This window comes from Mesorhizobium sp. RCAM 06353 (genome assembly GCF_059683585.1).
In genome coordinates this window covers 454102-479152 of sequence record NZ_CM185031.1, presented here as the reverse complement: position 1 = coordinate 479152, position 25051 = coordinate 454102, and the positions used below count along the sequence as shown (strand labels likewise).

Here is a 25051-nt window from a genome sequence, read left to right as displayed (position 1 = left end):
CACATATTTGAGCCGGCTTACTGTTCCCTGTGACGCGATGCGGCGTTATGTGGATGAAACCGGGAGATCGACAATGCTGGGCTGGTTCCGCAAGCTGCTGCCACGCGAAGATCGTTTCTTCGACCTGTTCGAGCGGCATTCCCGCACGGTCGTCGGCGGCGCGGAGGCGCTGCAGCAGCTTCTCCAGGGCAAGGACATCGAGCGCTGGTGCCAAAAGATCGTCGAACTCGAGGACGAGGCCGATCATATCACGGCGGAAGTCCTGCTTGCCGTGCGGCGCTCTTTCATCACGCCTTTCGATCGCGGCGACATCAAGGATCTGATCCAGTCGATGGATGACGCCATCGACATGATGCACAAGACCGTCAAGACGGTAAAACTGTTCGAAAAGAAGGAATTCGACCCGCTGATGCAGGAAATGGGCGGCGTCATCGTCGCTGCCGCCAAGCTGGTTGCGGAGGCCATCCCGCTGCTCGCCAAGGTCGGTACGCACACGGTGCGCCTCAACGCCATTGCCGAAGAGGTCATGCGCGTCGAAAGCCGGGCCGACGATCTGCACGAGCAAGGCCTGAAAGACCTGTTCAGGCGGCACGGCGGCAGCGACCCCATGGCCTATCTGATCGGCAGTGAGATCTATGGCCAGCTCGAGAAGGTGGTCGACCGTTTTGAGGACGTCGCCAATGAGATCAGCGGCATCGTCATCGAGAATGTTTAGGTGATGGAAGCCACCATTGCCTTTCCCGTGCTGATCGGCCTTGTCGCCGTGGCGCTGTTCTTCGATTTTCTCAACGGCCTGCACGACGCCGCCAATTCCATCGCCACCATCGTCTCCACCCGTGTGCTGAGGCCACAATATGCAGTGCTGTGGGCGGCCTTCTTCAACTTCATCGCCTTCATGTTTTTCGGCCTGCATGTCGCCGAGACCGTGGGGAAAGGCATTGTCGACGTCAGCATCGTCACGCCGGCGGTGATCTTTGCAGCCCTCGTCGGCGCCATCGTCTGGAACATCGTCACCTGGATAGCCGGCATTCCGTCGAGCAGTTCGCACGCGCTGATCGGTGGGCTGGTGGGCGCAGGCGTCGCAAAGGCAGGCATCGGTGCCATCGTCTGGTCGGGACTTGGCAAAACGGTCGCCGCGATCGTGCTCTCGCCGGCGACCGGCTTTGTCCTGGCGCTCGTCCTGATCCTGATGGTTTCGTGGCTGTTCGTGCGCCAGACACCGTTCGCCGTCGACAGCACCTTTCGCATCCTGCAATTCTTTTCCGCCTCGCTCTATTCGCTTGGCCATGGCGGCAACGACGCGCAGAAGACCATGGGCATCATCGCCGTGCTGCTCTATTCGCAAGGCATGCTCGGTACGACTTTCTACGTGCCGCTGTGGGTCGTCCTCACCTGCCAGTCGGCGCTGGCGCTCGGCACGCTGTTCGGCGGCTGGCGCATCGTCCACACGATGGGTTCGAAGATCACCCGGCTGAACCCGATGCAAGGCTTCTGCGCCGAAACCGGCGGCGCCATCACGCTGTTCGCCGCCACCTGGCTCGGCGTTCCGGTATCGACCACGCATACGATTACCGGCGCCATCATCGGCGTCGGTGCCGCCCGCCGCGTCTCGGCGGTGCGCTGGGGCATCGCCGGCAACATCGTCATTGCCTGGGTCGTCACCTTGCCGGCGACGGCGGCGATTTCGGCTCTCACCTATCTTGCCGTCAACCTGGCGGGTTGACGGCGGGCATCGTGGCGCTTGGAGTCGCCTCCAATCTGCACTATTTGAGCGGCAGCCTAACGCCAGGGATAAAATCATGTCCGTCACCAAGGAAATCGTCACCGAGCGTCTGAAGACGGTCAACGGGCCGGACTTCACCGGCAACATCGTCGACCTCGGCATGGTTTCCGAGATTTTCATCGCCGATTCGAAAGTGTTCTTCTCGATCACTGTTCCCGCCGCCAGGGCGCAGGAGATGGAGCCGCTGCGTGCCGCTGCCGAGCGCGTCGTCAAGGCGATCCCCGGCGTCGCCGGCGCCGTTGTCGCGTTGACGGCGGAAAAAAAGGGCGGCGGCATGGAAGCCCCGGTCCCATCGCGCCCCGCACCCAGGCCGGCCCCGCCGCCCGCCGCTGCAGCCCCACGCCCAGCTCCGCATGCCCCCGCATCGCACAGCCAGGGCAAGCGCGGCGTGCCCGGCATCGAGGCGATCATCGCGGTTGCTTCCGGCAAGGGCGGCGTCGGCAAGTCGACCACCGCGGTCAACATCGCGCTTGGCCTTGCCGCCAATGGTTTGCGGGTCGGCGTGCTTGACGCCGACATCTATGGCCCGTCCATGCCGAAGCTGCTCAACATCCATGGCCGGCCGCAGACGGTCGACGGCAAGATCCTGAAACCGATGGAGAATTACGGCCTTAAGGTGATGTCGATGGGCTTCCTTGTCGACGAGGAGACACCAATGATCTGGCGCGGACCGATGGTGATGTCGGCGCTGACGCAGATGCTGCGCGAGGTCGAATGGGGCCGGCTCGACGTCCTCGTCGTCGACATGCCGCCCGGCACTGGCGACGCGCAGCTGACCATGGCCCAGCAGGTGCCGCTGGCCGGCGCCGTCATCGTCTCGACGCCGCAGGACCTGGCGCTGATCGATGCCCGCAAGGGCCTGAACATGTTCAAGAAGGTCGACGTGCCGCTGCTCGGCATCGTCGAAAACATGAGCTACTTCATCGCCCCTGACACCGGCAAGCGCTATGACATTTTCGGCCATGGCGGCGCCCGCCGCGAGGCCGAGCGTCTCGGCGTCACCTTCCTCGGCGAAGTGCCGCTGGAAATGGGCATCCGCGAAAGCTCGGATGCCGGTGAGCCGGTGGTTGTCTCGAAGCCCGACAGTGCCACGGCGAAAACCTATCGCGACATCGCCGCCAAGGTCTGGGACCGGGTCAATGAGGAACGCGGCGCGGCCGAAGCGGCGGTGCCGAGCATCGTCTTCGAGTGATTTCTGCCCTTCGTGGGCTCAGCCGCCGACTTTCTCGCCAAAACTCGAGAAGAACTGACCGGCCAGTTTCTTCGACGTCGACTCGATCAGCCGGCTGCCGAGCTGGGCGATCTTGCCGCCGACATCGGCCTTGGCGGCATATTTGAGCACCGTGGCGTCAGGCCCATCCTCGGTCAGCGTCACGTCGGCGCCGCCCTTGGCAAAGCCGGCAATGCCGCCCTTGCCTTCGCCCTGGATGGTGTAGGAGTGCGGCGGCTTGAGGTTCTTCAGCGTCACTTCGCCGTTGAAGGTCGCCTTGATCGGCCCGATCTTCAACACCACCGTCGCGGCCATCTCGGTCGGCGACTTCATCTCGAGGCTCTGGCAGCCGGGAATGGTCGCCTTCAAAACCTCGGGATCGTTCAGCGCTTCCCACACTTTTTGCAGGGGTGCGGCAATGCGCTCCTCGCCTTCGATCACCAAAGCCATGAAAACCTCCCGAACAAGACTGTCCGAAGGCCTAACGCACGGCTGGGTGCGTGTCTATCGCACCAAAGTCCCGATTCAGATCGCGCCTGCCCCTTGCCTGCATCCGCGCGTTGTCATATCGATTTGTCATACAAATACGGAGACCATGATGGCTGGCGCCCCCACAGGAAACAAGAAATTTCGCTCGCAGGAGTGGTTCGACAACCCCGACAATCCAGGAATGACGGCGCTCTATCTGGAGCGCTACCTGAATTACGGGCTGACCCGTGCCGAGTTGATGTCGGGCAAGCCGCTGATCGGCATCGCTCAGACCGGCTCGGATCTGTCGCCTTGCAACCGGCACCATATCGAGCTCGCCAAGCGCGTGCGCGAAGGCATCGTTTCGATGGGCGGCATTCCCTTCGAATTCCCCTGCCATCCGATCCAGGAGACCGGCAAGCGCCCGACCGCCGCGCTCGACCGCAACCTTGCCTATCTCGGCCTGGTCGAGGTGCTCTACGGCTATCCGCTCGACGGTGTCGTGCTGACCATCGGCTGCGACAAGACCACGCCGGCGCTGCTTATGGCAGCGGCCACCGTCAACATTCCGGCCATCGCGCTGTCGGTTGGCCCGATGCTCAATGGTTGGCACAAGGGCAAACGCACAGGGTCCGGCACCATCGTCTGGGAATCGCGTCAGCGCCTGTCGGCCGGCGAGATCGGCTATGACGAGTTCATGGATATCGTCGCCTCTTCCGCGCCGTCCACCGGCTACTGCAACACCATGGGCACCGCCACGACGATGAACTCGCTGGCCGAGGCGCTCGGCATGCAGCTGCCCGGCTCGGCCGCCATCCCGGCGCCCTACCGCGAGCGCGGCCAGATCGCCTACGAGACGGGAAAACGCATCGTCGACATGGTGCATGAGGACCTGAAGCCCTCGGATATCATGACGCGCAAGGCCTTCGAGAACGCCATCGTCGTCAATTCGGCGATCGGTGGCTCCACCAACGCACCGATCCATCTCAACGCCATTGCCCGCCATCTCGGCGTGCCTCTCGACAATGACGACTGGCAGGCGATTGGCCTCAAGGTGCCGCTCATCGTCAATTTGCAGCCGTCGGGCGAATATCTTGGCGAAGATTACCATCATGCCGGCGGCGTGCCCGCCGTGGTTGCCGAACTGATGAAGGCGGGACTGCTGCCTTATCCCGAAGCCGTGACCGTCAATGGCAAGTCGATCGGCGACAATTGCAAGGGTGTCGCCAATGAGAATACCGATGTCATCCGCACCGTTGCCGAGCCGCTGAAGACCAATGCCGGCTTCATCAACTTCAAGGGCAATCTGTTCGATTCGGCGATCATGAAGATGAGCGGCATCTCGCCGGAGTTCCGCGAGCGCTATCTGTCCAATCCGAAGGATCCCGAGGCATTCGAAGGCAACGCCATGGTCTTCGACGGCCCCGAGGATTACCACGCCCGCATCGACGATCCGGCGCAAGGCATCGACGAGCACACCATCCTGTTCATGCGCGGCGCAGGCCCGGTCGGCTATCCCGGCGGTGCCGAGGTCGTCAACATGCAGCCGCCTGCCTATCTCATCAAGAAGGGCATCCACGCGCTGGCCTGCATCGGCGATGGACGCCAGTCGGGCACGTCGGGCTCGCCATCGATCCTCAACGCCTCGCCGGAAGCTGCTATTGGTGGTGGCTTGGCGCTGCTCAAGACAGGCGACCGCGTCCGCATCGATCTCAGGAAGGGCACCGCCAACATCCTGGTCAGCGACGACGAGATCGCCAAGCGGCGCGCGGCGCTGCAGAGCGATGGCGGCTATCATTATCCCAAGCACCAGACGCCATGGCAGGAAATCCAGCGTGGCATGGTCGACCAGTTCGACCAGGGAATGGTGCTGAAGCCGGCGGTGAAATACCAGGATGTCGCCCACACCAGCGGCGTTCCCAGGGACAATCACTGATTGCTCCGGGGAACAATCATTTGATTGCTCCGGGGACGGTATCTGTGCGCAAGTTCTGACATTAACGACAAACGGCGGCTTGATCCGGATCAAGCCGCCGTTTGTCATCCTTGACAAGCGCGCCCAACAAATCCACGATCATGACCAAGGGGTGCATCGCGACGACCCCGTGAGGCGTCAGCCCAACGTTCGCGTCCAAGCTTCTCTATCAGGAGGTGGACGCCATGCCGTCAACAACCGCTATCACCGTATCGCAACTGTCACGCCTGGTCGGCCTGCCGGGTGCGCCTGACATCGTCGATGTTCGCATCGATGAGGATTTCGAAGCCGACCCGCGCCTGCTGCCGGCCTCGATCAGGCGCGACTTCAAAACCGTTTCGACCTGGGCGTCCGAATTTGCCGGCAGGCAGGTCTCGATCGTCTGTCAGAAAGGTCAAAAACTCTCGCAGGGCGTGGCCGCATGGCTGCGGCACGAGGGAATTTCCGCTGAATCCCTCGAAGGCGGCTTCGAAGCCTGGCGCGACGCAAATGGGCTCTTGGTCCGCAGCGAAAGCTTACCGCCGCGCGACGAAAAAGGCCGCACGGTGTGGGTGACGCGGTCCCGCCCGAAGGTCGATCGCATCGCTTGCCCCTGGCTGATCCGGCGTTTCGTCGATCCGCACGCGGTCTTCCTGTTTGTCGAGGCGGCCGAGGTGGCTGCCGTGGCCGACCGCTTCAAGGCCGTGCCTTTCGACATCGACACTGTGTTCTGGAGCCATCGCGGCGAACGCTGCACCTTTGATACGATGATCGAGGAATTCGGGCTGGAATCCGCGGCGCTCGATCGCCTTGCCGTGATCGTGCGCGCGGCCGACACCGCAAGCCTCGACCTGGTGCCCCAGGCCGCCGGCTTTCTGGCTGCCTCGCTTGGCCTGTCGCGAATGTTTCGCGACGATCTGGAGCAACTGGAAGCAGGCATGCTGCTCTACGATGCGTTCTTCCGCTGGTGTCGAGACGCCACCGAGGAAACGCACAACTGGCCCAGCGCAGGTAAACCGTCATGAGCGATGTTGTGCCGGCACATAGGTCGGGCAACATCGAGGCGCCGGCTGCGCCGACCTTTGCCGAAGCCGTGAAAGTCTGGGCGAAAATCGGATTGCTCTCCTTCGGCGGGCCGGCCGGCCAGATCGCCCTGATGCACAAGGAATTGGTCGAGGAGCGACGCTGGATCGGTGAACAGCGTTTCCTGCATGCGTTGAACTACTGCATGCTGCTGCCTGGCCCGGAAGCCCAGCAACTCGCCATCTATATCGGCTGGCTGCTGCACAGAACGATCGGTGGCCTCGTCGCCGGCATCCTGTTCGTCGTGCCGGGCGCGCTCGTCATGCTCATCTTGAGCAGTCTCTACGTGCTCTATGGCGACATGCCGCTCGTCGAGGCGCTTTTCCTCGGGGTGAAGGCGGCGGTGCTTGCCATCGTCATCGAGGCGGTGATCCGCATCGGACGGCGCGCCTTAAAGAATCGGGCCATGGTGTTGATCGCGGTTGCCGCCTTCATCGCCATCTATGCGTTGAATGTGCCGTTTCCGCTCATCATTCTGCTCGCGGGCCTGACAGGATGGCTGGGAGACCGCGTTGCTCCCGGCCTGTTTTCCGGCTCCGCGCATGGCAAGGGCGATGTTGCCGACATCAAGGGAGCGGTCGACCTGATGTTCGAGCGCGGCGAGCTGAGCCATATCAAACCGACCAGATGGCATGCGCCGCGCACTATCGCGGTCTGGCTGCCGATCTGGCTCGGGCCTGTTCTGCTCATCTGGTGGTTCACCGGTTCTGCCAGTGTGTGGACCGAGATTGGCCGGTTCTTCAGCCTGATGGCGGTCGTCACCTTCGGTGGCGCCTACGCGGTGCTGGCCTATGTCGCGCAGGCGGCCGTCCAGTCCTTCGGCTGGCTCGCCCCCGGTGAAATGGTCGATGGTCTTGGGCTGGCCGAGACGACGCCTGGTCCGCTCATCCTGGTGTTGCAGTTTGTCGGCTTCATCGCTGCGTTCCGTCACTCCGGCTCACTCAACCCGTTGCTTGCCGGATCGCTTGGAGCGCTGCTCACCTTGTGGGTGACGTTCACGCCGTGCTTCTTCTGGATATTCCTTGGCGCGCCCTATATCGAGGCCCTGCGCGGCAACAGGGCCTTGTCGGCCGCGCTCGGCGCGATCACCGCGGCAGTTGTCGGCGTCATCATGAACCTCGCTCTGTGGTTTGCCTTGCACGTCGTTTTCCGTGAGGCGCACGCAGTGAGCCTCGGCATGAATGTGCCGGTTCTCTCATCGATCGACTGGCGCGCGGCGCTGCTTTCCTGTGCCGCGATGATCGCCATCCTGAAGCTCAAGATCGGCATGCTGCCGACGCTCGCCGGATTGGCCCTTGCCGGTGTCTTTCTGCTGGCGGTAGGTGGCTAATGCATGTCGCCCAAAAGTGAACTCGGTTTTGGGAGAACGACATGCATAAAACAAAGACCGCCTGCCTTTGTATTCCGCTTGCCGACCACTTAAGTGGTTGAAAAACGGATTGGAACATCATGGCGCAACGACGCTCTTCCCTCGGTTTTCTCGGCATGTTCGGACGCTCGGGTGATCTGAGGCAGCTGGACGATGCCCTGCGCGGCGCCGACCTGCATCCTGCCCTTGTGCCGGAGGGGGTAAAACTCACCATCGTCAATCTGATGAAGGATCACTGGCCCGACGAGCCGCCCAGCCAGGCCTATCCCGACGTGGCGCGGCTGTTCAGCTATTGCATTGCCGGACCGGAAACCTTCGAACGCTCCCACGGTTTGCAGCAGCGGCAGGACGTGGAGCGCCGGATCGAGACCGCGGTCGAGGCCGGCGACAGTTTCGATGCGCAAATCGTGCTGATGGCGCTGCACGCCAAGCTGATCAATGCCGAGGTCGTCGAGCGTTTCGGGTTGGCCTTGGAATAACTTGTTCCGACGAGCGCCTCAGCCGCCCATATTAGCGCGCGGCAGCTTGATCATGTCGCCGAAGCGGGTGCGCAATTTGTCGTCGAGCAGTTTTGGCACATGGCGCGGAAAACGCTCGGCAAGCACGCGCTTCTTCTCGATGATCGCCCGCTGCAAGATGTCGGGCCGGCCCTTCTCGTTCCATTCCTTCGGCGAAAACCGGTCGCCGACGGCCGGGTAGAAATATTCGGTCTGCATCAGCCGCAAGGTCTGCTCGTTGCCGAGATAGTGGCCCGGGCCATTCAGGCAGACCTCTGCGATGGTGTCGATCGACAGCGATTCATCTGACACCTCGATGCCGCGCACGCAGCGCAGGCAATGGCCGAGCATGTCATTGTCGATGATCAGGCTTTCCAGGCAGAAGCCGAGCAGCGAGGCATGCATGCCGGCCGATTCATAGACGAGGTTGAGCCCGGCAAGGCCGGCCATCACGTCGGTGATGCCCTTTTCGTAGCCGGACTGGATGTCGGGCAGTTTCGAATCCGTCATGCCGGCGGCTGAGCCGCCAGGCAGATCGTAGAACTGCGCCATCTGCGCGCAGGCAGCCGTCAGCACCGCCTGTTCGGCCGAGCCGCCCGACATGGCGCCGGTCCGCAGATCCGACACGAACGGCCAGGTGCCGAAGATCGCCGGATGTCCCGGCTTGATGGCATTGACATAGACCAGACCGGCCAGCACTTCGGCCACGGCCTGCACCACGGCGCCGGCAATCGCCGCCGGAGCGGTCGCGCCGGCCTGGCCGGCCGACAGCAGCAGGATCGGGATGCCGCCCTCGACGCAGGCCTCGAGCACGCCGCAGGCGTCCTCGGCGAATTTCATCGGCGGCACGACGAAGCAGTTGGAGTTCGACACGAACGGCCGGGCGCGGAAATTTTCCTCGCCGCCGGCGATGGCATAGAGCATTTCGAGCGCCGGCTGCACGTTCTCGCGCACCGTGAACGAGGTGCCGACATGCTTGGACGTGCCCATCACGCAGGCATAGAGCGTGTTGAAATCCATTTCGAGCGGATCGGGAATGTCGCGCGGCACCATCGGCCGCTGGAAGAAATGGATGTTGTCGAGCCCCTCGACGAGGCGGGCCGCGTCATAGATGTCCTGCAGCAGCGATTCGCGGTATTCGCGCTTCTCGACATCGACCAGATGGACCGCGGCGCCGGCCGTGCCGTAGTGCACGCGCTTGCCCTGGATCAACATGTCGTGTTTCGGGTCCTGGCCGTGCAAGGTGAAATTGCGTGCCGCCTTTTTGATCGTGTCGAGCACGAGCGCGCGCGGAAAGCGGATACGGCCGTCATCGCCATAGGTGGCGCCGGCCTTGGTCAGCGCCTCGATGCAGGAGGGGATGGCGTTGGCGAAGCCGACGGTCTCCAGCAGCGTCAGCACCGCCTCGTGGATGCGTTCCTGGTCGTTGCGCTTCAGCGGTCCGTAGCTGCCGCCCTCGAGGCCGGCGCGCACCGGCTTGATGTCGTCGGCCAGGGGCGCGGCCCGCATGGCGCGACGCGCTTCGCGTCCACCGGAGCGGCGCGAGCGCTGATCCGCCGCCGCTTCCTGCTTTTCAAGAACCACTGACATGGAGACACTCCACCTTTTCTCGGAAACAGGGCGGCGGTTGGTCCACCATCGGCTGCTTCTTCCCCTTTGTGCCCCGACTATGCCGCCGGCATTGGCACAGCCTATGGGCCAGGCTGTCCGGTTGCATGTGCCAGAGCTAAAGGAGAGCCGGAGCCACTGCTGGTGGCTCCGGTGAAAGGGATCAGGCGGCGGCGGGCCTCCGTCCGGCGGCCGTGGCCAGTTCGCGGATGCCGGGCTCGATGTGCTGCAGCGCGATCGAGGAAATGCCCAACCGCATGAAACGCGAAGGCTTTTCGGTGCGGTCGAAGAAGCGGTCTCCCGGCTCGATGATCACGCTGCGCGAGGCGGCGGCCTCGGCCAGACCGCGGGAATCGGTGCCGCGTGGTCCCTCGAGCCAAAGCGAGGTGCCGCCGGCCGAGTCGGTCGAGCGCCATTCCGGCAGGAAGGCGGAAATCGCATGGACCAGGCGCTTGCGCCGCTCGTCGAAGGCGCTCGACAGACGCCGCACCAGTGCTTCGTGATGGCCGAGCGACAGGAACAATGCAACGGCGCGCTGGTTGTTCGCCGGCGGATGGCGCAGCATGAAACGGCGCAGCGCCCTGAGCTCGGAGATTAGTCCAGCAGAGGCTACGATGTAGCCAAGCCGCAGGCCGGGAGCCAGCGTCTTTGACATCGAGCCGACATAGACAACGCGGCCTGAACGATCGAGGCTTTTCAGCGCCTGCTGCGGTGCCTCGTCGAGAAGCTGACTGTCATAGCCGTCCTCGATGATGATCTGGTTGTGCCGGTTGGCGCGCGCCAGCAGATCCTGCCGCCGCTCCGCCGACAACGGCACCATGGTCGGGCAATGATGGCTGGGCGTGACGAACACGAAGCCGGAATCATTGGGGATGGAAGAGGTTACGATGCCGGACTGGTCGACCGGCACCGGCTGGATCTCGGCGCCGGCAAGCCGGAAGATCGAGCGTGCGTCGGGGTAGCCGGGATCTTCCATCGCCACCTTCGAGCCCTTGGTCATCAACAGTGTCGCCAGCATGTAGAGCGCGTTCTGGGCGCCAAGCGTGACGATGATCTCGTCGGGATTGGCGAAGATGCCGCGCCGCGGCAACAGCCGCGCCTGGATCTGCTCGATCAGCAAAGGATCGTCGCGGTCGACCATGTCGGACGCCCAGTTGCGGATCTCAAGCACCGCCAGCGCCATGCGGTTGCACTCGCGCCACTCGGCGGTCGGGAACAGCGCCGGGTCGAACTGGCCGTAGACGAAGGGATAGGACGACTTGATCCAGTTCTCGTGCTTGGCCGGCGGCGGCATGTCGCTGGCGGCGATCTGCCGGCGTGCCTTCCAGTCGATCTCGTTGGCCTGGTCGGGCGCCTTCTGGTGCGGCTTGGCCGGTGTCGCCAGCACGTCGGGATTGACGAAATGGCCGCGCCGCTCGCGCGCCACCAGGAACCCCTGGTCGACGAGCTGCTGGAAGGCCAGCACCACCGTGCCGCGTGCCACGCCGAGCTTTTCGGCCAGGATCCGGCAGGAGGGAAGCGGCATCGAAGCGGCAATCTGACGGTCGAGAATGGCGGCCACGATGGCTTGGCGGATCTGCGCCTGCAGGGTCTGGCCGGATTCAGCCGAAATCCGGAACAGGCCGGACCATATCGCCGTGTCGTTTCTCTGTGGCATGGGAGATGTTCCTCGATGGCCAACTTTTTTCGCTTGGCTGGACCAGTCGAATGTAACGGTGGCACAAGGTGTTGCGCCAATCAATTTTTCTGATCTTTGGGATTTATGCCAGTGATCCTTCCGGCCGAAATCGGGCGCTGCAGCCTCCCGGAGCGACACATTGTGTCATCGCATCGTGATGCGATGCGGCATCGCCGCGTATTGACCGCACGGAGTTCGGCTCAATAGTTGTGCCGCGACGACACGCGCCGGAAACATCCGGTCTGATATGGTGCATCCAAAACGCCAGGAGCTACCCGCCAGTGGATAAGTCAGCCTTCCAGAAACAGCTTGCCGCCTTGCGCGACCATCGCGCTGCGGCACCTGCCAGCATGCGCCAGGCCTTCGCCGCCGATCCGCAGCGGTTCCAGACATTCTCCGCCACCGACGACAATTTGTTGCTCGACTGGTCGAAATGCGCCGTCGACGCGACCACCATGGATTTGCTGGAAAAGCTCGCTGGCGCCGCCGATCTCGAGGGGCGCCGCGCCGCCATGTTCGCCGGCAAGAAGATCAACATCACGGAAGACCGCGCCGTGCTGCACACGGCGCTGCGCAATCTCAGCGGCAAGGGTGTCACGGTCGATGGCCAGGACGTCAAGGCGGACGTCCTTTCCGTGCTCGACGCAATGGGCGCCTTTGCTGATGCCATCCGCTCCGGCAAGGCGGCCGGCGCCACCGGCAAGACAATCACCGACATCGTCAACATCGGCATTGGCGGCTCCGACCTCGGCCCGGCCATGGCGACGCTGGCGCTCGCCCCCTATCATGACGGGCCGCGCGCGCACTACGTTTCCAACATCGACGGCGCCCATATCCATGACACGCTGAAGGGCCTGTCAGCCGAAACCACGCTGTTCATCATCGCCTCCAAGACCTTCACCACGGTCGAGACGATGACCAATGCGCAGACGGCGCGCGACTGGGTGCAGAAGGCGCTCGGCAAGCAGGCGGTCGGCAAGCATTTCGCCGCCGTCTCGACGGCGCTCGACCTGGTGGCCAAGTTCGGCATCGAATCCGATCGCGTCTTCGGCTTCTGGGACTGGGTCGGCGGCCGCTATTCGGTCTGGGGCGCGATCGGCCTGCCCGTCATGATCGCCGTCGGTCCCAGGAATTTTCGCGCCTTCCTCGACGGCGCTCACGAAATGGACGAGCATTTCCGCACCGCGCCGATCGCCGGGAACCTGCCGGCGCTGCTGGGGCTGGTCGGCTGGTGGCATCGCGTGATCTGCGGCTATCCGGCGCGCGCTGTCATCCCCTACGACCAGCGCCTGTCCAGGCTGCCGGCCTATCTGCAGCAGCTCGACATGGAATCGAACGGCAAGGGGGTCACTCTCGACGGCACGCCGGTGACGACGCCGACCGGGCCGCTGGTCTGGGGCGAGCCCGGCACCAATGGCCAGCACGCCTTCTTCCAGCTCCTGCACCAGGGCACCGACTTCATCCCGGTGGAGTTTCTTGCCGCGGCCGTCGGCCATGAACCGGAGCTCAAGCACCAGCATGATTTGCTGCTCTCCAACTGCCTGGCGCAATCGGAAGCCCTGATGAAGGGCCGTACGCTGGACGAGGCGCGCGCGCAGATGCTGGCCAAGGGCATGAAGCCGGCCGATGTCGACAAAATAGCGCCGCATCGTGTCTTCTCCGGCAACCGGCCTTCGGTGACCATCCTCTATCGCAAGCTCGACCCGCGCACCTTCGGCCGGCTGATCGCGCTCTATGAGCACCGCGTCTTCGTCGAGGGGACGCTGTTCAACATCAATTCCTTCGACCAGTGGGGCGTCGAGTTGGGCAAGGAACTGGCGACCGGCCTTTTGCCTGTCGTTGAGGGCAAGGAAAGTGCCGCCAAGCGCGACGCATCGACGGCTGGCCTTGTGGGATACATCCACCAATTGCGTGCTTCGGAGTGAAAAGTTTGGCAGACATCAAGGGCATACTGTTCGACAAGGACGGGACACTTGTCGACTTCAACGCGACCTGGCTCGGCGTCGCCGACTTCATGGCCATGGATGCCGCCGAGGGCGATCGCTGGAAGGCCGACAGGCTGCTCGCGGCCGCCGGCTTCGATTTCGCCAACCGCCGCTTCAAGCCCGATTCGATCTTTGCCTCGGGCACCAACATGGACGTCGTCGAACTGTGGTTCCCGCGTCTGTCCGACGAAGACCAGATGCTGGCCGTCGCCCGCTTCAACGAGATCACCTCGGTGCAGGGCTCGACGATGGCGGTGGCGCTGCCGGGCATCGTCGATACGCTGGCAACGCTGCACAAAAGATCCTACCGGCTTGGCGTCGCCACCAATGACTCCACCAGCGGTGCGGAAAAGACCTTGGTCACGCTGGGCGTCGCCCAGCTGTTCGACGCCGCCTATGGCTACGACGCAGTGGCCAATCCCAAACCGGCGCCCGACACCATCCAGGCCTTTTGCGACCTCACTGGCCTGAGAGCGGCGGAGATCGCCATGGTCGGCGACAACCGCCACGATCTCGAAATGGCGCGCGCCGGCGGCTGCGGTCTGGCGGTCGGCGTGCTCTCCGGCACCGGCACCCGCGAATCGCTGGCCGAGATCGCCGACGTCATCCTGGATTCGGTTGCTGACCTGCCGGATTTTCTCTCGGCGCGGGTCAAGGAGACGGTCTAACCGCCAGGTTCGGTCTCGAAGCGAAAGACGCCGCTCGGCCTTGGGGCTGCGTCTTTCGTGTCGCCGAAATCCGGCACCGTGTATTCGGCAAGCAGGCGCAATCGCGAGCGCGGCAGATAGGCCCGGCCCGGATCGCCGACCAGCACCGCGATGCCGGCGGCGAGGCAGCGGTCGAGAAAAGGCATGACGCGCTCAGTGACGTCCTGCCCGTAGAAGACATCGCCGGCGAGCACGAGGTCGACCGCCAGTGGCGGACCTTTCGTGATGTCGTCTCCGAAAACGGTTATGGAGACACCGTTCGCGGCCGCATTGAGGCCGATCGCGGCAACGCCATTGCGGTCGATCTCGGCCGCCATCACCATACTTGCGCCCGCCTTGGCTGCGGCGATGCCGACGAGGCCCGAGCCTGCGCCGAGGTCGAGCACGCCGCGGCCCGCCACGCTCATCGGATGGTCGAGGATGTAGCGCGCGAGCACGGTGCCGCCGGCCCAGGCATAGGCCCAATAGGGCGGCTGTGGTTCCGGCGTAGCTTCGTCAGTATCGTTGTCGTCTTCGGATCCGAGAAGCCGTCTCAACCCGCTGCCTGGATGGGCGGCGTAAAGCCGGATTTCGGGAAGCGCCGGCACGCTGACAAGGCGCATGTTCGCCTTGATGAATTCAGCCGGGTCGAGGCGCGGATGCCCGCCCGGCACATCGTTGCCCAACACCCCTTCGCCGACAGGATCGTCATTCACTATTCGCGCAGCGCCCGCCGCAGGATCTTGCCGACCGGCGTCTTCGGCAATTCGGTCCGGAACTCGATATATTTGGGCCGTTTGTAGCCGGTCAGGTTCTCGCGGCAATAGGCGGTGATGGCCTCGGCGGTCAGCGCCGGATCCTTCTTGACGATGAACAGCTTCGGCACCTCGCCCGAATGCTCGTCCGGCACGCCGATCGCCGCCACCTCCAGCACGCCCGGATGCTGGGCCACGACCTCCTCGAGCTCGTTGGGATAGACGTTGAAGCCGGAGACGAGGATCATGTCCTTCTTGCGGTCGACGATCTTGGTGTAGCCGCGCTCATCCATGAACCCCATGTCGCCGGACTTGAAGTAGCCGTCCTTGGTCATCACCTTGGCGGTCTCGTCAGGGCGGTTCCAGTAGCCCGCCATCACCTGCGGCCCCCGGATACAGATTTCGCCGACCTCGCCGAGCGGCAAATTGTTGCCGTCGTCGTCGCGGATAGCGATTTCCGTTGACGGCAGCGGCAGGCCGATCGTGCCGGTGAAGTCGCCGGAACTGAACTTGTTAGCGGTGGCCACCGGCGAGGTTTCCGAGAGGCCGTAGCCTTCAGTGACAGGGCAACCGGTCAACGCCTTCCAGCGTTCGGCGACGCCCTTTTGCACCGCCATGCCGCCGCCCAGTGTCAGCACCAGCGGCTTGAAGTCGAGCTTGCGGAAATCCTCATTGTTGAGCAGCGCGTTGAACAGCGTGTTGAGGCCCGGAAAGACATGGGTCGGATACTTTGCCAGTTCCTTGACGAAGCCGGGGATATCGCGCGGGTTGGGAATGAGCACGTTGCGGGCGCCCTGCTGCATGCCCATCAGAGCGTTCACGGTCAGCGCGAAGATATGATAGAGTGGCAGCGCGCAAATGAAGTTCGGGTGCGCCGGTTTCGGCTTGATCGTATAGGCATCTTCCATCCACTGCGCGTTCTGCACGACATTGGAGAGCACATTGCTGTGCAGCAGCGTGGCGCCCTTCGACACGCCCGTCGTGCCGCCGGTATATTGCAGGAAGGCGACATCGTCGGCTGCAACCTTGACCGGCTTGAAGCCAAGGCCGGCCCCGGCCTTCACCGCGACGTTGAACTTGACATGCCCGGGCAGCGACCATGTCGGCACCATCTTCTTCACGCGGCGCACGACGAAGTTGACGATCGTCCCCTTGAGGCCACCAAGCATGTCGCCCATGGCCGCCACCACGACATGCTTGACCGCCGTCCTGGCGATTACGGCCTGCAAGGTGTTGGCGAAGTTTTCCAGAATGACGATGGCTTGTGCGCCGGAATCCTTGAGCTGGTGCTCCAGCTCGCGCGGCGTGTACAGCGGATTGATGTTCACCACGACATAGCCGGCGCGCAGGATGCCCATCATCGCCACCGGATATTGCAGAACGTTGGGCATCATCAGGGCGATGCGCGCACCCTTTTGCAGGCCCTTCGATTGCAGATAAGCACCGAAGGCCGCCGACAGCTGCTCGACATCGGCGTAGCTGATGGATTTGTCCATGCAGGTGAAGGCCGGCTGGGTGGAAAATTGCTTGCAGGCGCCGACCAGGAAATCGCCGATCGAACTGTAGGGCAACACACCGATTTCGGCCGGCACATTTTTCGGATAACTCTTGAGCCACGGCTTTTCGGGCAGGCCGGCAGCAAGTTCCATGAGTGCCTTCGGCAGCCGCTTGGTGGCAGCCGGCTCCGGTTTTGACGTCGGCGCCGCCTTTGACGGCGATGCGGCCCTCGTTGCCCCAACCTTCGTGGGAGAAGCCTTCGTGGGAGATGTCTTTGCGGGAGAAGTCTTTGTCGGGGCGGCTTTCGTCGCCGGCTTCTTAGCGGCCCTGGCTGTGGCCGCTGCTTTTGCCGCAGGTGCCGTCTTGGCAGGCTTTGCGTCTGTCTTGGCGGTCGCGGCCTTGGCAGCAGCTTTACCTTGCCCGTCGGCGGCGGCTGGTTTCGAGACCGCCTTGGCCGACGCTTTCACCGGCGCCTTAGATGCTTTTGCCACCCGTTCCTCCCTAGCAATTCTTGTTCGCCCGTCTCTTGGTCGCCTCTGCTGCGCCCGCCTCTAAATGACAGAGACGTCCTCCGCTGGCGCCAGCATATCCATCTATGTATTGCCTCTATCGGCGGCGGTGCAAGTCTTGCCCTTGCGGCAAGGCGCCGAAAGATTTGCCGTCGAAAATCTTTCCCGCCGGCGACACTTGGAGTCGGTCTCTTCCACATCCGTGGCCGGATGAAGGCGGGGCGCGGCATTGATGTCGCCAGATGCCAGATCAATAAAAAAATGCGGTCGTTAATAATATTGTGAATGGAAAAAACTGCTAATTTTTTCTGCCATTTAGCAAAATCGCGGATTTTTTTCCTGCTTCCCGAGGGGTAAGCAAACGGGGTGTTCCAAAGCCGTAAAAACGGTGCTTATATGCGCGCTTCGCGAGCCTGATAGAGGGGCTTGGAAGAACATCAGGGAGTGCTCAATGAAAAAGAAACTCGCTTTTGCGGCCGCGTTGCTGGCCGCAAGCGTCCTGGGCGGCATGGCCAATGCAAAGACGCTTGTCTATTGCTCGGAAGCGTCGCCTGCCAATTTTGATCCGGGTACCACGACCGGCGGCAACGATTTCGATGCCTCGTCGCGTACCGTCTATTCGCGTCTGGTCGAGTTCAAGCATGGCGGCACCGAGGTCGAGCCCGGCCTCGCCGACAAGTGGGAAATATCCGACGACGGCCTGGTCTACACTTTCCACCTGCATCCGGGCGTGAAGTTCCAGACCACCGACTATTTCAAGCCGACGCGCGACCTCAACGCCGACGACGTCGTCTTCTCCTTCGACCGCCAGTTCAACAAGGAAAACCCCTGGAACGGCGACAAGTATCTGCCCAACCTGACCTGGGACTACTACACCGGCATGGACATGCCGAAATACGTCGCCAAGTGGGAAAAGGTCGACGACCTGACCGTCAAGCTGACGCTGACCGAGCCGAACGCGCCGATGCTGGCCAACCTCGGCATGGACTTCGCCTCGATCGTCTCGAAAGAATATGCCGACCAGCTGGCGAAGGACGGCAAGATGGCCGATTTCTCGACCAAGCCGATCGGCACTGGTCCGTTCCAGTTCGTCGACTACCAGCTGGATTCGGTCATCCGCTACGCGGCCAACCCGGACTATTTCAAGGGCAAGGAGAAGATCGACGATCTCGTCTTCGCCATCACGCCTGACGCGACCGCCCGCATCCAGAAGGTGCTTGCCGGCGAATGCGACATCGCGCCCTATCCGAACCCGGCCGACATCGCCACCATCAAGGCCAACAAGGACGTGACCCTGATGGATCAGGCCGGCCTGAACATCGGCTATATGAGCTACAACACCACCATCCCGCCGCTCGACAAGCCTGAGGTACGCCATGCACTCAACCAGGCGATCGACCGGGAATCGCTGATCAAGTCGCTGTTCCAGGATGCAGGCGCAACGCCTGCCGAAAACCTGATCCCGCCGACCATGTGGTCGTGGAACAAGGATGTTAAGTCCGACGCCTATGATCCGGATGCGGCCAAGAAGGTGCTTGCTGCTGCCGGGCTGACGGAAATCCAGCTCTGGGCTTCCGATCGCGTTCGCCCGTACAACCCGAACTTCCAGCGTGCCGCCGAACTGATCCAGGCCGATTGGGCCAAGGTCGGCGTCAAGGCCGAGATCGTCAACTACGAGTGGACCAAGTATCGCTCGGAAGGCAAGAAGAAGGACCGTCCAGGCGCCTTCCAGATCGGCTGGACCGGCGACAATGGCGATCCGGACAACTTCTTCGCCACCCTGTTCGCCTGCTCCGCCGTCGGTGTCTCGAACTACTCGAGCTGGTGCGACAAGGACTTCGAAGATCTGATCCAGAAGGCCAAGAAGACCAGCGACCAGGCCGAGCGCGCCAAGCTGTATGGAGAGGCGCAGGTCGTCTTCCAGAAGCAGGCCCCGGCCTTCCTGCTGGCGCATAGCCAAGTCTACGCGGTCGTGCGCAAGAATGTCAGCGGTTTCATGATGGACCCGCTCGGCATTCACCGCTTCGACGGCGTTGACAAGGCCGAATAAGACTATAGAGCGGGGCGGCGCAATGAAGCGCCGCCCCCCTACATCATGCTAAAATACATCCTCCACCGAATTGCACTTTTGATCCCGACGCTTGTCGGCATCACGATCTGCGCCTTTGCGTTCGTCAGGCTGCTGCCCGGCGATCCTATCCTTGCCATGGCCGGCGAACACGGCGTGGCGCCGGCGCGCTACGAAGAGCTCAAGGAGCAGTTCGGCTACAATCTGCCGATCTGGGAGCAATATGCGCGCTATGTCGGTGAGGTCGTGACCGGCGATTTCGGTGTCTCGATTTCGTCCAAACGCCCGGTGCTCGAAGAGTTCAAGACGCTCTTCCCGGCGACGTTGGAACTTTCATTCTTCGCCATGATTTTCGCCATGGTGCTCGGCATTCCAGCCGGCATCTTTGCGGCGATCAAGCGTGGCTCGTGGTTCGACCAGTCGCTGATGGGCACGGCGCTTGTCGGCTATTCGATGCCGATCTTCTGGTGGGGCCTGCTGCTTATCATCTTTTTTTCCGGCTATCTCGGCTGGACACCGGTTAACGGCCGCATCGACCTGCAGTACTTCTTCAAGCCGATAACCGGCTTCATGACCATCGACACCTTGCTCTACGGCAAATGGGATGCATTTCGCTCGGTAATGCGCCATCTGGTGCTGCCGACAATTGTGCTCGGCACCATTCCGCTGGCTGTGATAGCGCGCCAGACGCGCTCCGCCATGCTCGAAGTGCTGGGCGAGGACTACGTGCGGACTGCCCGAGCCAAAGGGCTTTCGTCGGCCAGAGTCATCGGCGTGCATGCTCTGCGCAATGCACTCATCCCGGTGGTCACCACCATCGGCCTGCAGGTCAGCACGCTGCTCGCCGGCGCCATCCTTACCGAAACGATCTTCTCCTGGCCGGGCATCGGCAGGTGGATGGTCGAATCCATATCCAAGCGCGACTATGTTGTCGTGCAGTCTGGCCTGCTCTTGATCGCCCTTATCGTCATGGCCGTGAACCTGATCGTCGATGTGCTCTATGCCGTTATCAACCCACGCATAAGGGCGGCGTGATGAGCCAGTCGACCGAAATCGCCCCAATGGCCGCCGGCAGCCCGGATCGCCTCACCGGTCTCAGGACCTTCTGGTTTTATTTCTCGGTGAACCGCGGCGCCGTCATCGGCCTGTTCGTCTTCATCGTGCTGGTCCTGGCGGCGCTGTTTGCGCCGCTGCTGGCTCCCTATGCACCCGACATCCAGGACAAGACTGCATTCCTGCGGCCTCCGGCCTGGCAGGACGGCGGCTCGACACAATATCTGCTCGGCACCGATCCGGTCGGGCGCGACATCCTCTCGCGCCTGCTCTACGGCGCGCGCTTCTCGCTGCTGATCGGCGCGGTGGTGGTCACGCTGGCGCTCACCGGCGGCATTACGCTCGGCCTGCTGGCCGGCTATTTCCGCGGCTGGGTCGACGTGGCGATCATGCGCGTCATGGACCTCATCCTGGCTTTCCCGTCGCTGTTGCTGGCGCTGGTGATGGTCACCATCCTTGGCCCTGGCCTGTTCAATGCGATGCTGGCCATCGCGCTCGTTCTGCAGCCGCATTTCGCCAGGCTGGTGCGGGCGGCCGTCATGGCGGAGAAAAGCCGTGAATATGTCGTCGCCGCCAAGGTCGCGGGGGCGGGCCATGTCAGGCTGATGCTTCGCACCATCCTGCCCAATTGCCTGGCGCCGCTGATCGTCCAGGCGACCTTGTCGTTCTCCAACGCCATTCTTGAAGCGGCAGCGCTCGGTTTCCTCGGTCTCGGCGCTCAGCCGCCGACGCCCGAATGGGGAACCATGCTCGCCTCGGCGCGCGAATTCATCCTGCGCGCCTGGTGGGTCGTCACCTTCCCCGGCCTGGCGATCCTGATCACTGTGCTCGCCATCAACCTTGTCGGCGACGGCCTGCGCGACGCGCTCGATCCCAAGCTCAGGAGGTCATGATGGCGTTGCTCGACATCCAGAACCTCGTCGTCGAATTCCAGACCGCGGCCGGCCCGTTCCGCGCCGTCGATGGCGTCTCGCTCCATGTCGACGAACGCGAAGTGCTTGCCATCGTCGGCGAATCCGGCTCCGGCAAGTCGGTGTCGATGCTGGCCGTAATGGGCCTGTTGCCGTGGACGGCCAAGGTCACCGCCGACAAGATGAGCTTTGGCGGACGCGATCTCCTGAAGTTAGGCCCTGCCGAGCGGCGCAAGATCGTCGGCAAGGACATGTCGATGATCTTCCAGGAGCCGATGGCCAGCCTCAATCCCTGCTTCACGGTCGGCTTCCAGATCGAGGAAGTGCTGCGCTTCCACATGGGCATGGACAAGGCCCAGCGCCGGGCGCGCGCCATCGAGCTTCTGCAGCAGGTCGGTATTGCCGAACCGGCGGAACGCCTGAACTCGTTCCCGCACCAGATGTCGGGCGGCCAGTGCCAGCGCGTCATGATCGCCATCGCCATTGCCTGCAATCCGAAGCTTTTGATCGCCGACGAGCCGACGACTGCATTGGACGTCACCATCCAGAAGCAGATCCTCGATCTGCTGGTCTCGCTGCAGGCCAAATACGGCATGGGCCTGATCATGATCACCCACAATATGGGCGTGGTGGCGGAGACCGCCGACCGCGTCATCGTCCAGTACAAGGGCCGCAAGATGGAAGAGGCCGACGTGCTGTCGCTGTTTGAATCGCCGAAGAGCAATTACACGCGCGCGCTTTTGTCGGCGCTGCCGGAGAACGCCGTCGGCGACCGGCTGCCGACCGTCTCCGACATGCTGTTCGAGCCGGCGCCCCAGGAAGTTAGTACGACTGGAGCCAGCGCATGACCATTGTTGTCGAAGGCAAGGACATCAAGCGCGTCTACCATGTCGGCGGCGGGCTGTTCCGCGGCGCGCGCACCGTGCATGCGGTGAAGGGCGTGTCCTTCAGTGTCGAGAAGGGCAAGACGCTGGCCATCGTCGGCGAATCGGGCTGCGGCAAGTCCACGCTCGCGCGTATCATCACGCTGATCGATCCGGCGACTGCAGGCGAGCTGTTCATCGACGGCAACAAGGTCGACATCGCCAAAAATGGCCTCTCCAAGGAGATGCGCCGCAAGGTGCAGATCGTCTTCCAGAACCCTTACGGGTCGCTGAACCCGCGCCAGAAGATCGGCGACGTTCTCGGCGAGCCGCTTTTGATCAACACCGACAAGCCGGCCGAGGAACGACGCGACCTCGCGATGAAGATGCTGAAGAAGGTCGGCCTCGGACCCGAGCACTACAATCGCTACCCGCATATGTTCTCGGGCGGCCAACGCCAGCGCATCGCCATCGCCCGCGCGCTGATGCTGAATCCCAGCCTGCTGGTGCTGGACGAGCCGGTCTCGGCTCTCGATCTGTCGGTTCAGGCGCAGGTGCTCAACCTGCTCGCCGACCTGCAGGACGAATTCCAGCTGACCTATGTCTTCATCAGCCACGATCTGTCCGTGGTGCGCTACATCGCCGACGATGTGATGGTGATGTATTTCGGCGAGGCGGTCGAATACGGCTCGCGCGAGGAGGTCTTTTCAGACCCCAAACACAGCTACACCAGGACATTGTTCGCCGCGACACCGCGCGCCGACGTCGCCTCGATCAAGGCGAGGTTGGCAAAGAAGAAGGCGGCGGCCTGACTCCGGGTGTGTCGATATTCAGGTGAGGCCGGCCTGCGAATGGCGGCGTCCTGCGCTTCCGGTGCTCACGTACTTTAAGTACGCTCCGCTCCGGTTCTCGAACACCACCACTCTCGGCTCGGCCTGACCTGAATCTCAACACACCCCGGCTAAGTCGCTCATGACAGCTTGGCGATAATCGCGCGCAATGCTTCGCCGAAGCGATGGATTTCCTCGACCGTGTTGTAATGCACCAGCGAGGCGCGGATGGCGCCGCTGTCCATCGACAGGTTGAGGCGCTTCATCAGGCGCGGTGCGTACATGTGGCCGTCGCGGATGCCGATTTGCATCTCGGCCATTTCCTCTACGATCCGCTGTGGCGACAGTTTGCCGATGTTGAAGCAGAAGGTCGGCACGCGCTCGTTGATGCGGGCCTCGTCGGCAACGCCGTAGATGGTCGCCCCGCAGCCTTTCAGCACGCCAAGCATCTCGCGTGCCAGCAGCAGCTCATAGTCGCGGATGGCGCCCATGCCGGCGACGATGTTCTCGCGCCTCGAGCGGTTGTTGGAGGGTGCGAGATTGCGGCCGATCAGTTCCAGATACTGCACGGCGGCATCCATGCCGGAGACATTCTCGTAGATGAAGGTGCCGGCCTCGACCTTGTACGGCGGCTCGTCGGGGATGAAATCCTCGCGAAAAGTCGGCAGCCGCTTCAGCGTGTCGAAGCGGCCCCACAGGAAGCCCATATGCGGCGAGAAATTCTTGTAGCCCGAACAGACGAGATAATCGCAGTCCCAGGCCTGCACATCGATCAGCCCGTGCGGTCCGTAATGCACGCAGTCGAGGAACACTTCCGCGCCAACTGCGTGCGCGATCTCTGCCACCGAGGCGACATCGACGATCGAGCCGATCGAGTGTGCTGTGACCGTGCAGGCGACAAGACGGGTGCGGTCGGAGACCAGGGGCTTGAGATCGTCGACATGCAGATTGCCGTCCTCGCGCATGCGCCACCATTTGAACTTGGCGCCGACGGATTCCAGCGCCAGCCATGTGGCGATGTTGGCGTCATGATCCATGTCGGTGACGACGATCTCGTCACGCTCCTGCAGCATCTGGCCGATGCCGAGGCTGACCAGGCGGATGAACGAGGTGGCGTTCATGCCGAAGCAGATTTCGGCCGGGCTATAGGCGTTGATCAGCAGTGCCACGCTTGTCCGGGCATCGGCGACCGACTGGTCGACGGTGACGCTGCGGCCATAGCGGCCGCCGCGCTGCACATTGTGCGAAACCAAATGGTTGGTCACCGCGTCGAGCACGCTCTGCGGAATCTGCGCGCCGGCGGCATTGTCCAAGAAGATGAAATCGCCGGCCCGCTGCAGAGCGGGAAACATGGCGCGGATGGTGTCGACGGGGAACGCTGAGGCGTTCGCATTGTCGGTCTGGTGCTTGTTCACGGGGTAGGCTCCTACAAAGGACTTGGGCGAGTGGATCAGTCGGGAATGTCAGCGCGTCTTCTCGGTCTTGAAGCGGTCTTCAAGCAGGCTGACGAGGCGGACCATCGGCCAGAGGAAGATGAGGTAGACGAGTGCTGCGCCGATCAGCGGCGAGGGGTTGGCGTAGAGCGACTGCGCGTTGGTCGCCTCCTTCAAGAGTTCCGGCAGCGCCACGGTCGAGGCGAGCGAGGTGTCCTTGAACATCGACACGCAGTTGCTGGTCATTGGCGGGATGACCACGCGGATCGCCTGCGGCAGCACCACCTTGCGCAAGGTCAAAAGGAACGGCAGGCCGAGCGCCTGCGACGCCTCGAACTGGCCTTTCGGAATGCTCTCTATGCCGGAGCGGAACACTTCGGCCGAATAGGCCGACATGATGAAGGCAAACGCCGTCACCGCGGACGCCCAGGACGACAGCCGGATGCCGAGGAAAGGCAGCGCGTAATAGATCAGGATCAGCACGACCAGCACCGGCAGAGCTCGAAAAATGTCGGTATAGCCGACCGCCAGCCAGCGCAGCGGCTTCGGCGCATAGAGCCGCACCAGGCTGATCCCCAGGCCGATGGGGATACCGATGCCGATGCTGAGGATGCCGAGCAGCAGCGTGTTCAGGAAGCCGCGCAGCAGCGCCGGCAGGCTGGACATGATGACATCGGGATTGAAGAAGGTGTCGATCAGCGACATGGGAGCGTTCCCGAACTGTTTTGTGTCCCGCGACGCCAGAGCAAAGGGTGCTCCAGTTAGAACCAAACGACGTCGCCTACGGTGAGGCGGTCTGTGCGGCAGCAGG

At 62.9% G+C, this 25051-nt stretch carries 22 protein-coding genes; 15 read left to right on the top strand and 7 right to left on the bottom strand.

Going from position 1 to position 25051, the window contains the following annotated elements:
• Window positions 1–73 precede the first annotated feature (73 nt).
• The 3 genes from AC56QX_RS02135 (at window position 74) to AC56QX_RS02125 (ending at window position 2975) form a co-directional block, all read left to right on the top strand.
• A complete protein-coding gene (locus tag AC56QX_RS02135; protein WP_497113496.1) occupies window positions 74–715 on the top strand; it encodes a DUF47 family protein in 642 nt (213 codons plus the stop codon).
• A gap of 3 nt (window positions 716–718) precedes the next feature.
• Window positions 719–1723 (top strand): inorganic phosphate transporter, encoded by a 1005-nt coding sequence (locus tag AC56QX_RS02130; protein ID WP_497113495.1) that lies wholly within the window; start codon window positions 719–721, stop codon window positions 1721–1723.
• A 76-nt stretch (window positions 1724–1799) separates the two neighbouring features.
• Window positions 1800–2975, top strand: coding sequence for an Mrp/NBP35 family ATP-binding protein (locus AC56QX_RS02125; RefSeq protein WP_477441032.1), 1176 nt, complete (start codon window positions 1800–1802; stop codon window positions 2973–2975).
• 18 nt (window positions 2976–2993) lie between these two features.
• On the opposite strand, the gene AC56QX_RS02120 is transcribed toward AC56QX_RS02125, so the two are convergent.
• Window positions 2994–3443 carry an SRPBCC family protein gene (locus AC56QX_RS02120; protein WP_027060891.1) on the bottom strand — a complete coding sequence of 150 codons (450 nt, stop codon included), beginning with the start codon at window positions 3441–3443 and terminating at the stop codon, window positions 2994–2996.
• 148 nt (window positions 3444–3591) lie between these two features.
• Between AC56QX_RS02120 and AC56QX_RS02115 the strand changes: the two genes are divergently transcribed.
• From AC56QX_RS02115 to AC56QX_RS02100, 4 genes are all read left to right on the top strand, one after another.
• Complete coding sequence (locus AC56QX_RS02115) at window positions 3592–5397, top strand: IlvD/Edd family dehydratase (protein WP_497113494.1); 1806 nt, start codon at window positions 3592–3594, stop codon at window positions 5395–5397.
• A gap of 224 nt (window positions 5398–5621) precedes the next feature.
• Window positions 5622–6440, top strand: a complete 819-nt coding sequence (locus AC56QX_RS02110; protein ID WP_497113493.1) for a chromate resistance protein ChrB domain-containing protein — start codon at window positions 5622–5624, stop codon at window positions 6438–6440.
• Complete coding sequence (gene chrA, locus AC56QX_RS02105) at window positions 6437–7828, top strand: chromate efflux transporter (protein ID WP_497113492.1); 1392 nt, start codon at window positions 6437–6439, stop codon at window positions 7826–7828. Before AC56QX_RS02110 ends, chrA begins: the two co-directional genes overlap by 4 nt.
• A 119-nt stretch (window positions 7829–7947) precedes the next feature.
• Window positions 7948–8346: a hypothetical protein gene (locus AC56QX_RS02100; protein WP_497113491.1), complete on the top strand. Its 399-nt coding sequence runs from the start codon at window positions 7948–7950 to the stop codon at window positions 8344–8346.
• Between the two features lie 18 nt (window positions 8347–8364).
• Here the strand turns inward: AC56QX_RS02100 and AC56QX_RS02095 are convergent, their stop codons facing one another.
• Window positions 8365–9954: a trimethylamine methyltransferase family protein gene (locus AC56QX_RS02095; protein ID WP_497113490.1), complete on the bottom strand. Its 1590-nt coding sequence runs from the start codon at window positions 9952–9954 to the stop codon at window positions 8365–8367.
• 181 nt (window positions 9955–10135) lie between these two features.
• Window positions 10136–11629, bottom strand: coding sequence for a MocR-like pyridoxine biosynthesis transcription factor PdxR (pdxR, locus tag AC56QX_RS02090; protein WP_172220119.1), 1494 nt, complete (start codon window positions 11627–11629; stop codon window positions 10136–10138).
• A 302-nt stretch (window positions 11630–11931) separates the two neighbouring features.
• Between pdxR and pgi the strand changes: the two genes are divergently transcribed.
• Both pgi and AC56QX_RS02080 read left to right on the top strand, forming a co-directional pair.
• Complete coding sequence (pgi, locus tag AC56QX_RS02085) at window positions 11932–13575, top strand: glucose-6-phosphate isomerase (RefSeq protein ID WP_497113489.1); 1644 nt, start codon at window positions 11932–11934, stop codon at window positions 13573–13575.
• Between the two features lie 5 nt (window positions 13576–13580).
• On the top strand, window positions 13581–14303 hold the full coding sequence (locus AC56QX_RS02080; protein WP_497113488.1) for an HAD family hydrolase: 723 nt from the start codon (window positions 13581–13583) through the stop codon (window positions 14301–14303).
• Here the strand turns inward: AC56QX_RS02080 and AC56QX_RS02075 are convergent.
• Both AC56QX_RS02075 and AC56QX_RS02070 read right to left on the bottom strand, forming a co-directional pair.
• Window positions 14300–14944, bottom strand: coding sequence for a class I SAM-dependent methyltransferase (locus AC56QX_RS02075; protein WP_497117645.1), 645 nt, complete (start codon window positions 14942–14944; stop codon window positions 14300–14302). The two genes, AC56QX_RS02080 and AC56QX_RS02075, sit on opposite strands and share 4 nt — an antisense overlap.
• Before the next feature lie 92 nt (window positions 14945–15036).
• Window positions 15037–16725: a long-chain fatty acid--CoA ligase gene (locus AC56QX_RS02070; protein ID WP_497113487.1), complete on the bottom strand. Its 1689-nt coding sequence runs from the start codon at window positions 16723–16725 to the stop codon at window positions 15037–15039.
• Here AC56QX_RS02070 and AC56QX_RS02065 point away from each other — a divergent pair.
• The 6 genes from AC56QX_RS02065 (at window position 16724) to AC56QX_RS02040 (ending at window position 22789) form a co-directional block, all read left to right on the top strand.
• Window positions 16724–17128 (top strand): hypothetical protein, encoded by a 405-nt coding sequence (locus AC56QX_RS02065; protein ID WP_497113486.1) that lies wholly within the window; start codon window positions 16724–16726, stop codon window positions 17126–17128. The two genes, AC56QX_RS02070 and AC56QX_RS02065, sit on opposite strands and share 2 nt — an antisense overlap.
• Window positions 17129–17533: 405 nt before the next feature.
• The gene (locus tag AC56QX_RS02060) at window positions 17534–19132 is read left to right on the top strand and encodes an ABC transporter substrate-binding protein (protein WP_497113485.1); all 1599 of its coding nucleotides are present in this window, start codon (window positions 17534–17536) and stop codon (window positions 19130–19132) included.
• Window positions 19133–19177: 45 nt separating this feature from the next.
• On the top strand, window positions 19178–20185 hold the full coding sequence (locus AC56QX_RS02055) for an ABC transporter permease subunit (protein ID WP_497113484.1): 1008 nt from the start codon (window positions 19178–19180) through the stop codon (window positions 20183–20185).
• A gap of 26 nt (window positions 20186–20211) precedes the next feature.
• Entirely contained in the window at window positions 20212–21096 is an 885-nt protein-coding gene (locus tag AC56QX_RS02050; protein WP_497117643.1) for an ABC transporter permease subunit, read from the top strand.
• The gene (locus AC56QX_RS02045) at window positions 21096–21962 is read left to right on the top strand and encodes an ABC transporter ATP-binding protein (protein WP_497113483.1); all 867 of its coding nucleotides are present in this window, start codon (window positions 21096–21098) and stop codon (window positions 21960–21962) included. The genes AC56QX_RS02050 and AC56QX_RS02045 overlap by 1 nt, the downstream gene beginning before the upstream one ends.
• Window positions 21959–22789, top strand: a complete 831-nt coding sequence (locus AC56QX_RS02040; RefSeq protein ID WP_497113482.1) for a dipeptide ABC transporter ATP-binding protein — start codon at window positions 21959–21961, stop codon at window positions 22787–22789. The genes AC56QX_RS02045 and AC56QX_RS02040 overlap by 4 nt, the downstream gene beginning before the upstream one ends.
• Before the next feature lie 158 nt (window positions 22790–22947).
• On the opposite strand, the gene AC56QX_RS02035 is transcribed toward AC56QX_RS02040, so the two are convergent.
• Together AC56QX_RS02035 and AC56QX_RS02030 are read right to left on the bottom strand one after the other, a co-directional pair.
• Window positions 22948–24222 (bottom strand): cysteine desulfurase-like protein, encoded by a 1275-nt coding sequence (locus AC56QX_RS02035; protein WP_497113481.1) that lies wholly within the window; start codon window positions 24220–24222, stop codon window positions 22948–22950.
• 48 nt (window positions 24223–24270) lie between these two features.
• Complete coding sequence (locus AC56QX_RS02030; protein ID WP_027032891.1) at window positions 24271–24945, bottom strand: amino acid ABC transporter permease; 675 nt, start codon at window positions 24943–24945, stop codon at window positions 24271–24273.
• Between the last annotated feature and the right edge of the window lie 106 nt (window positions 24946–25051).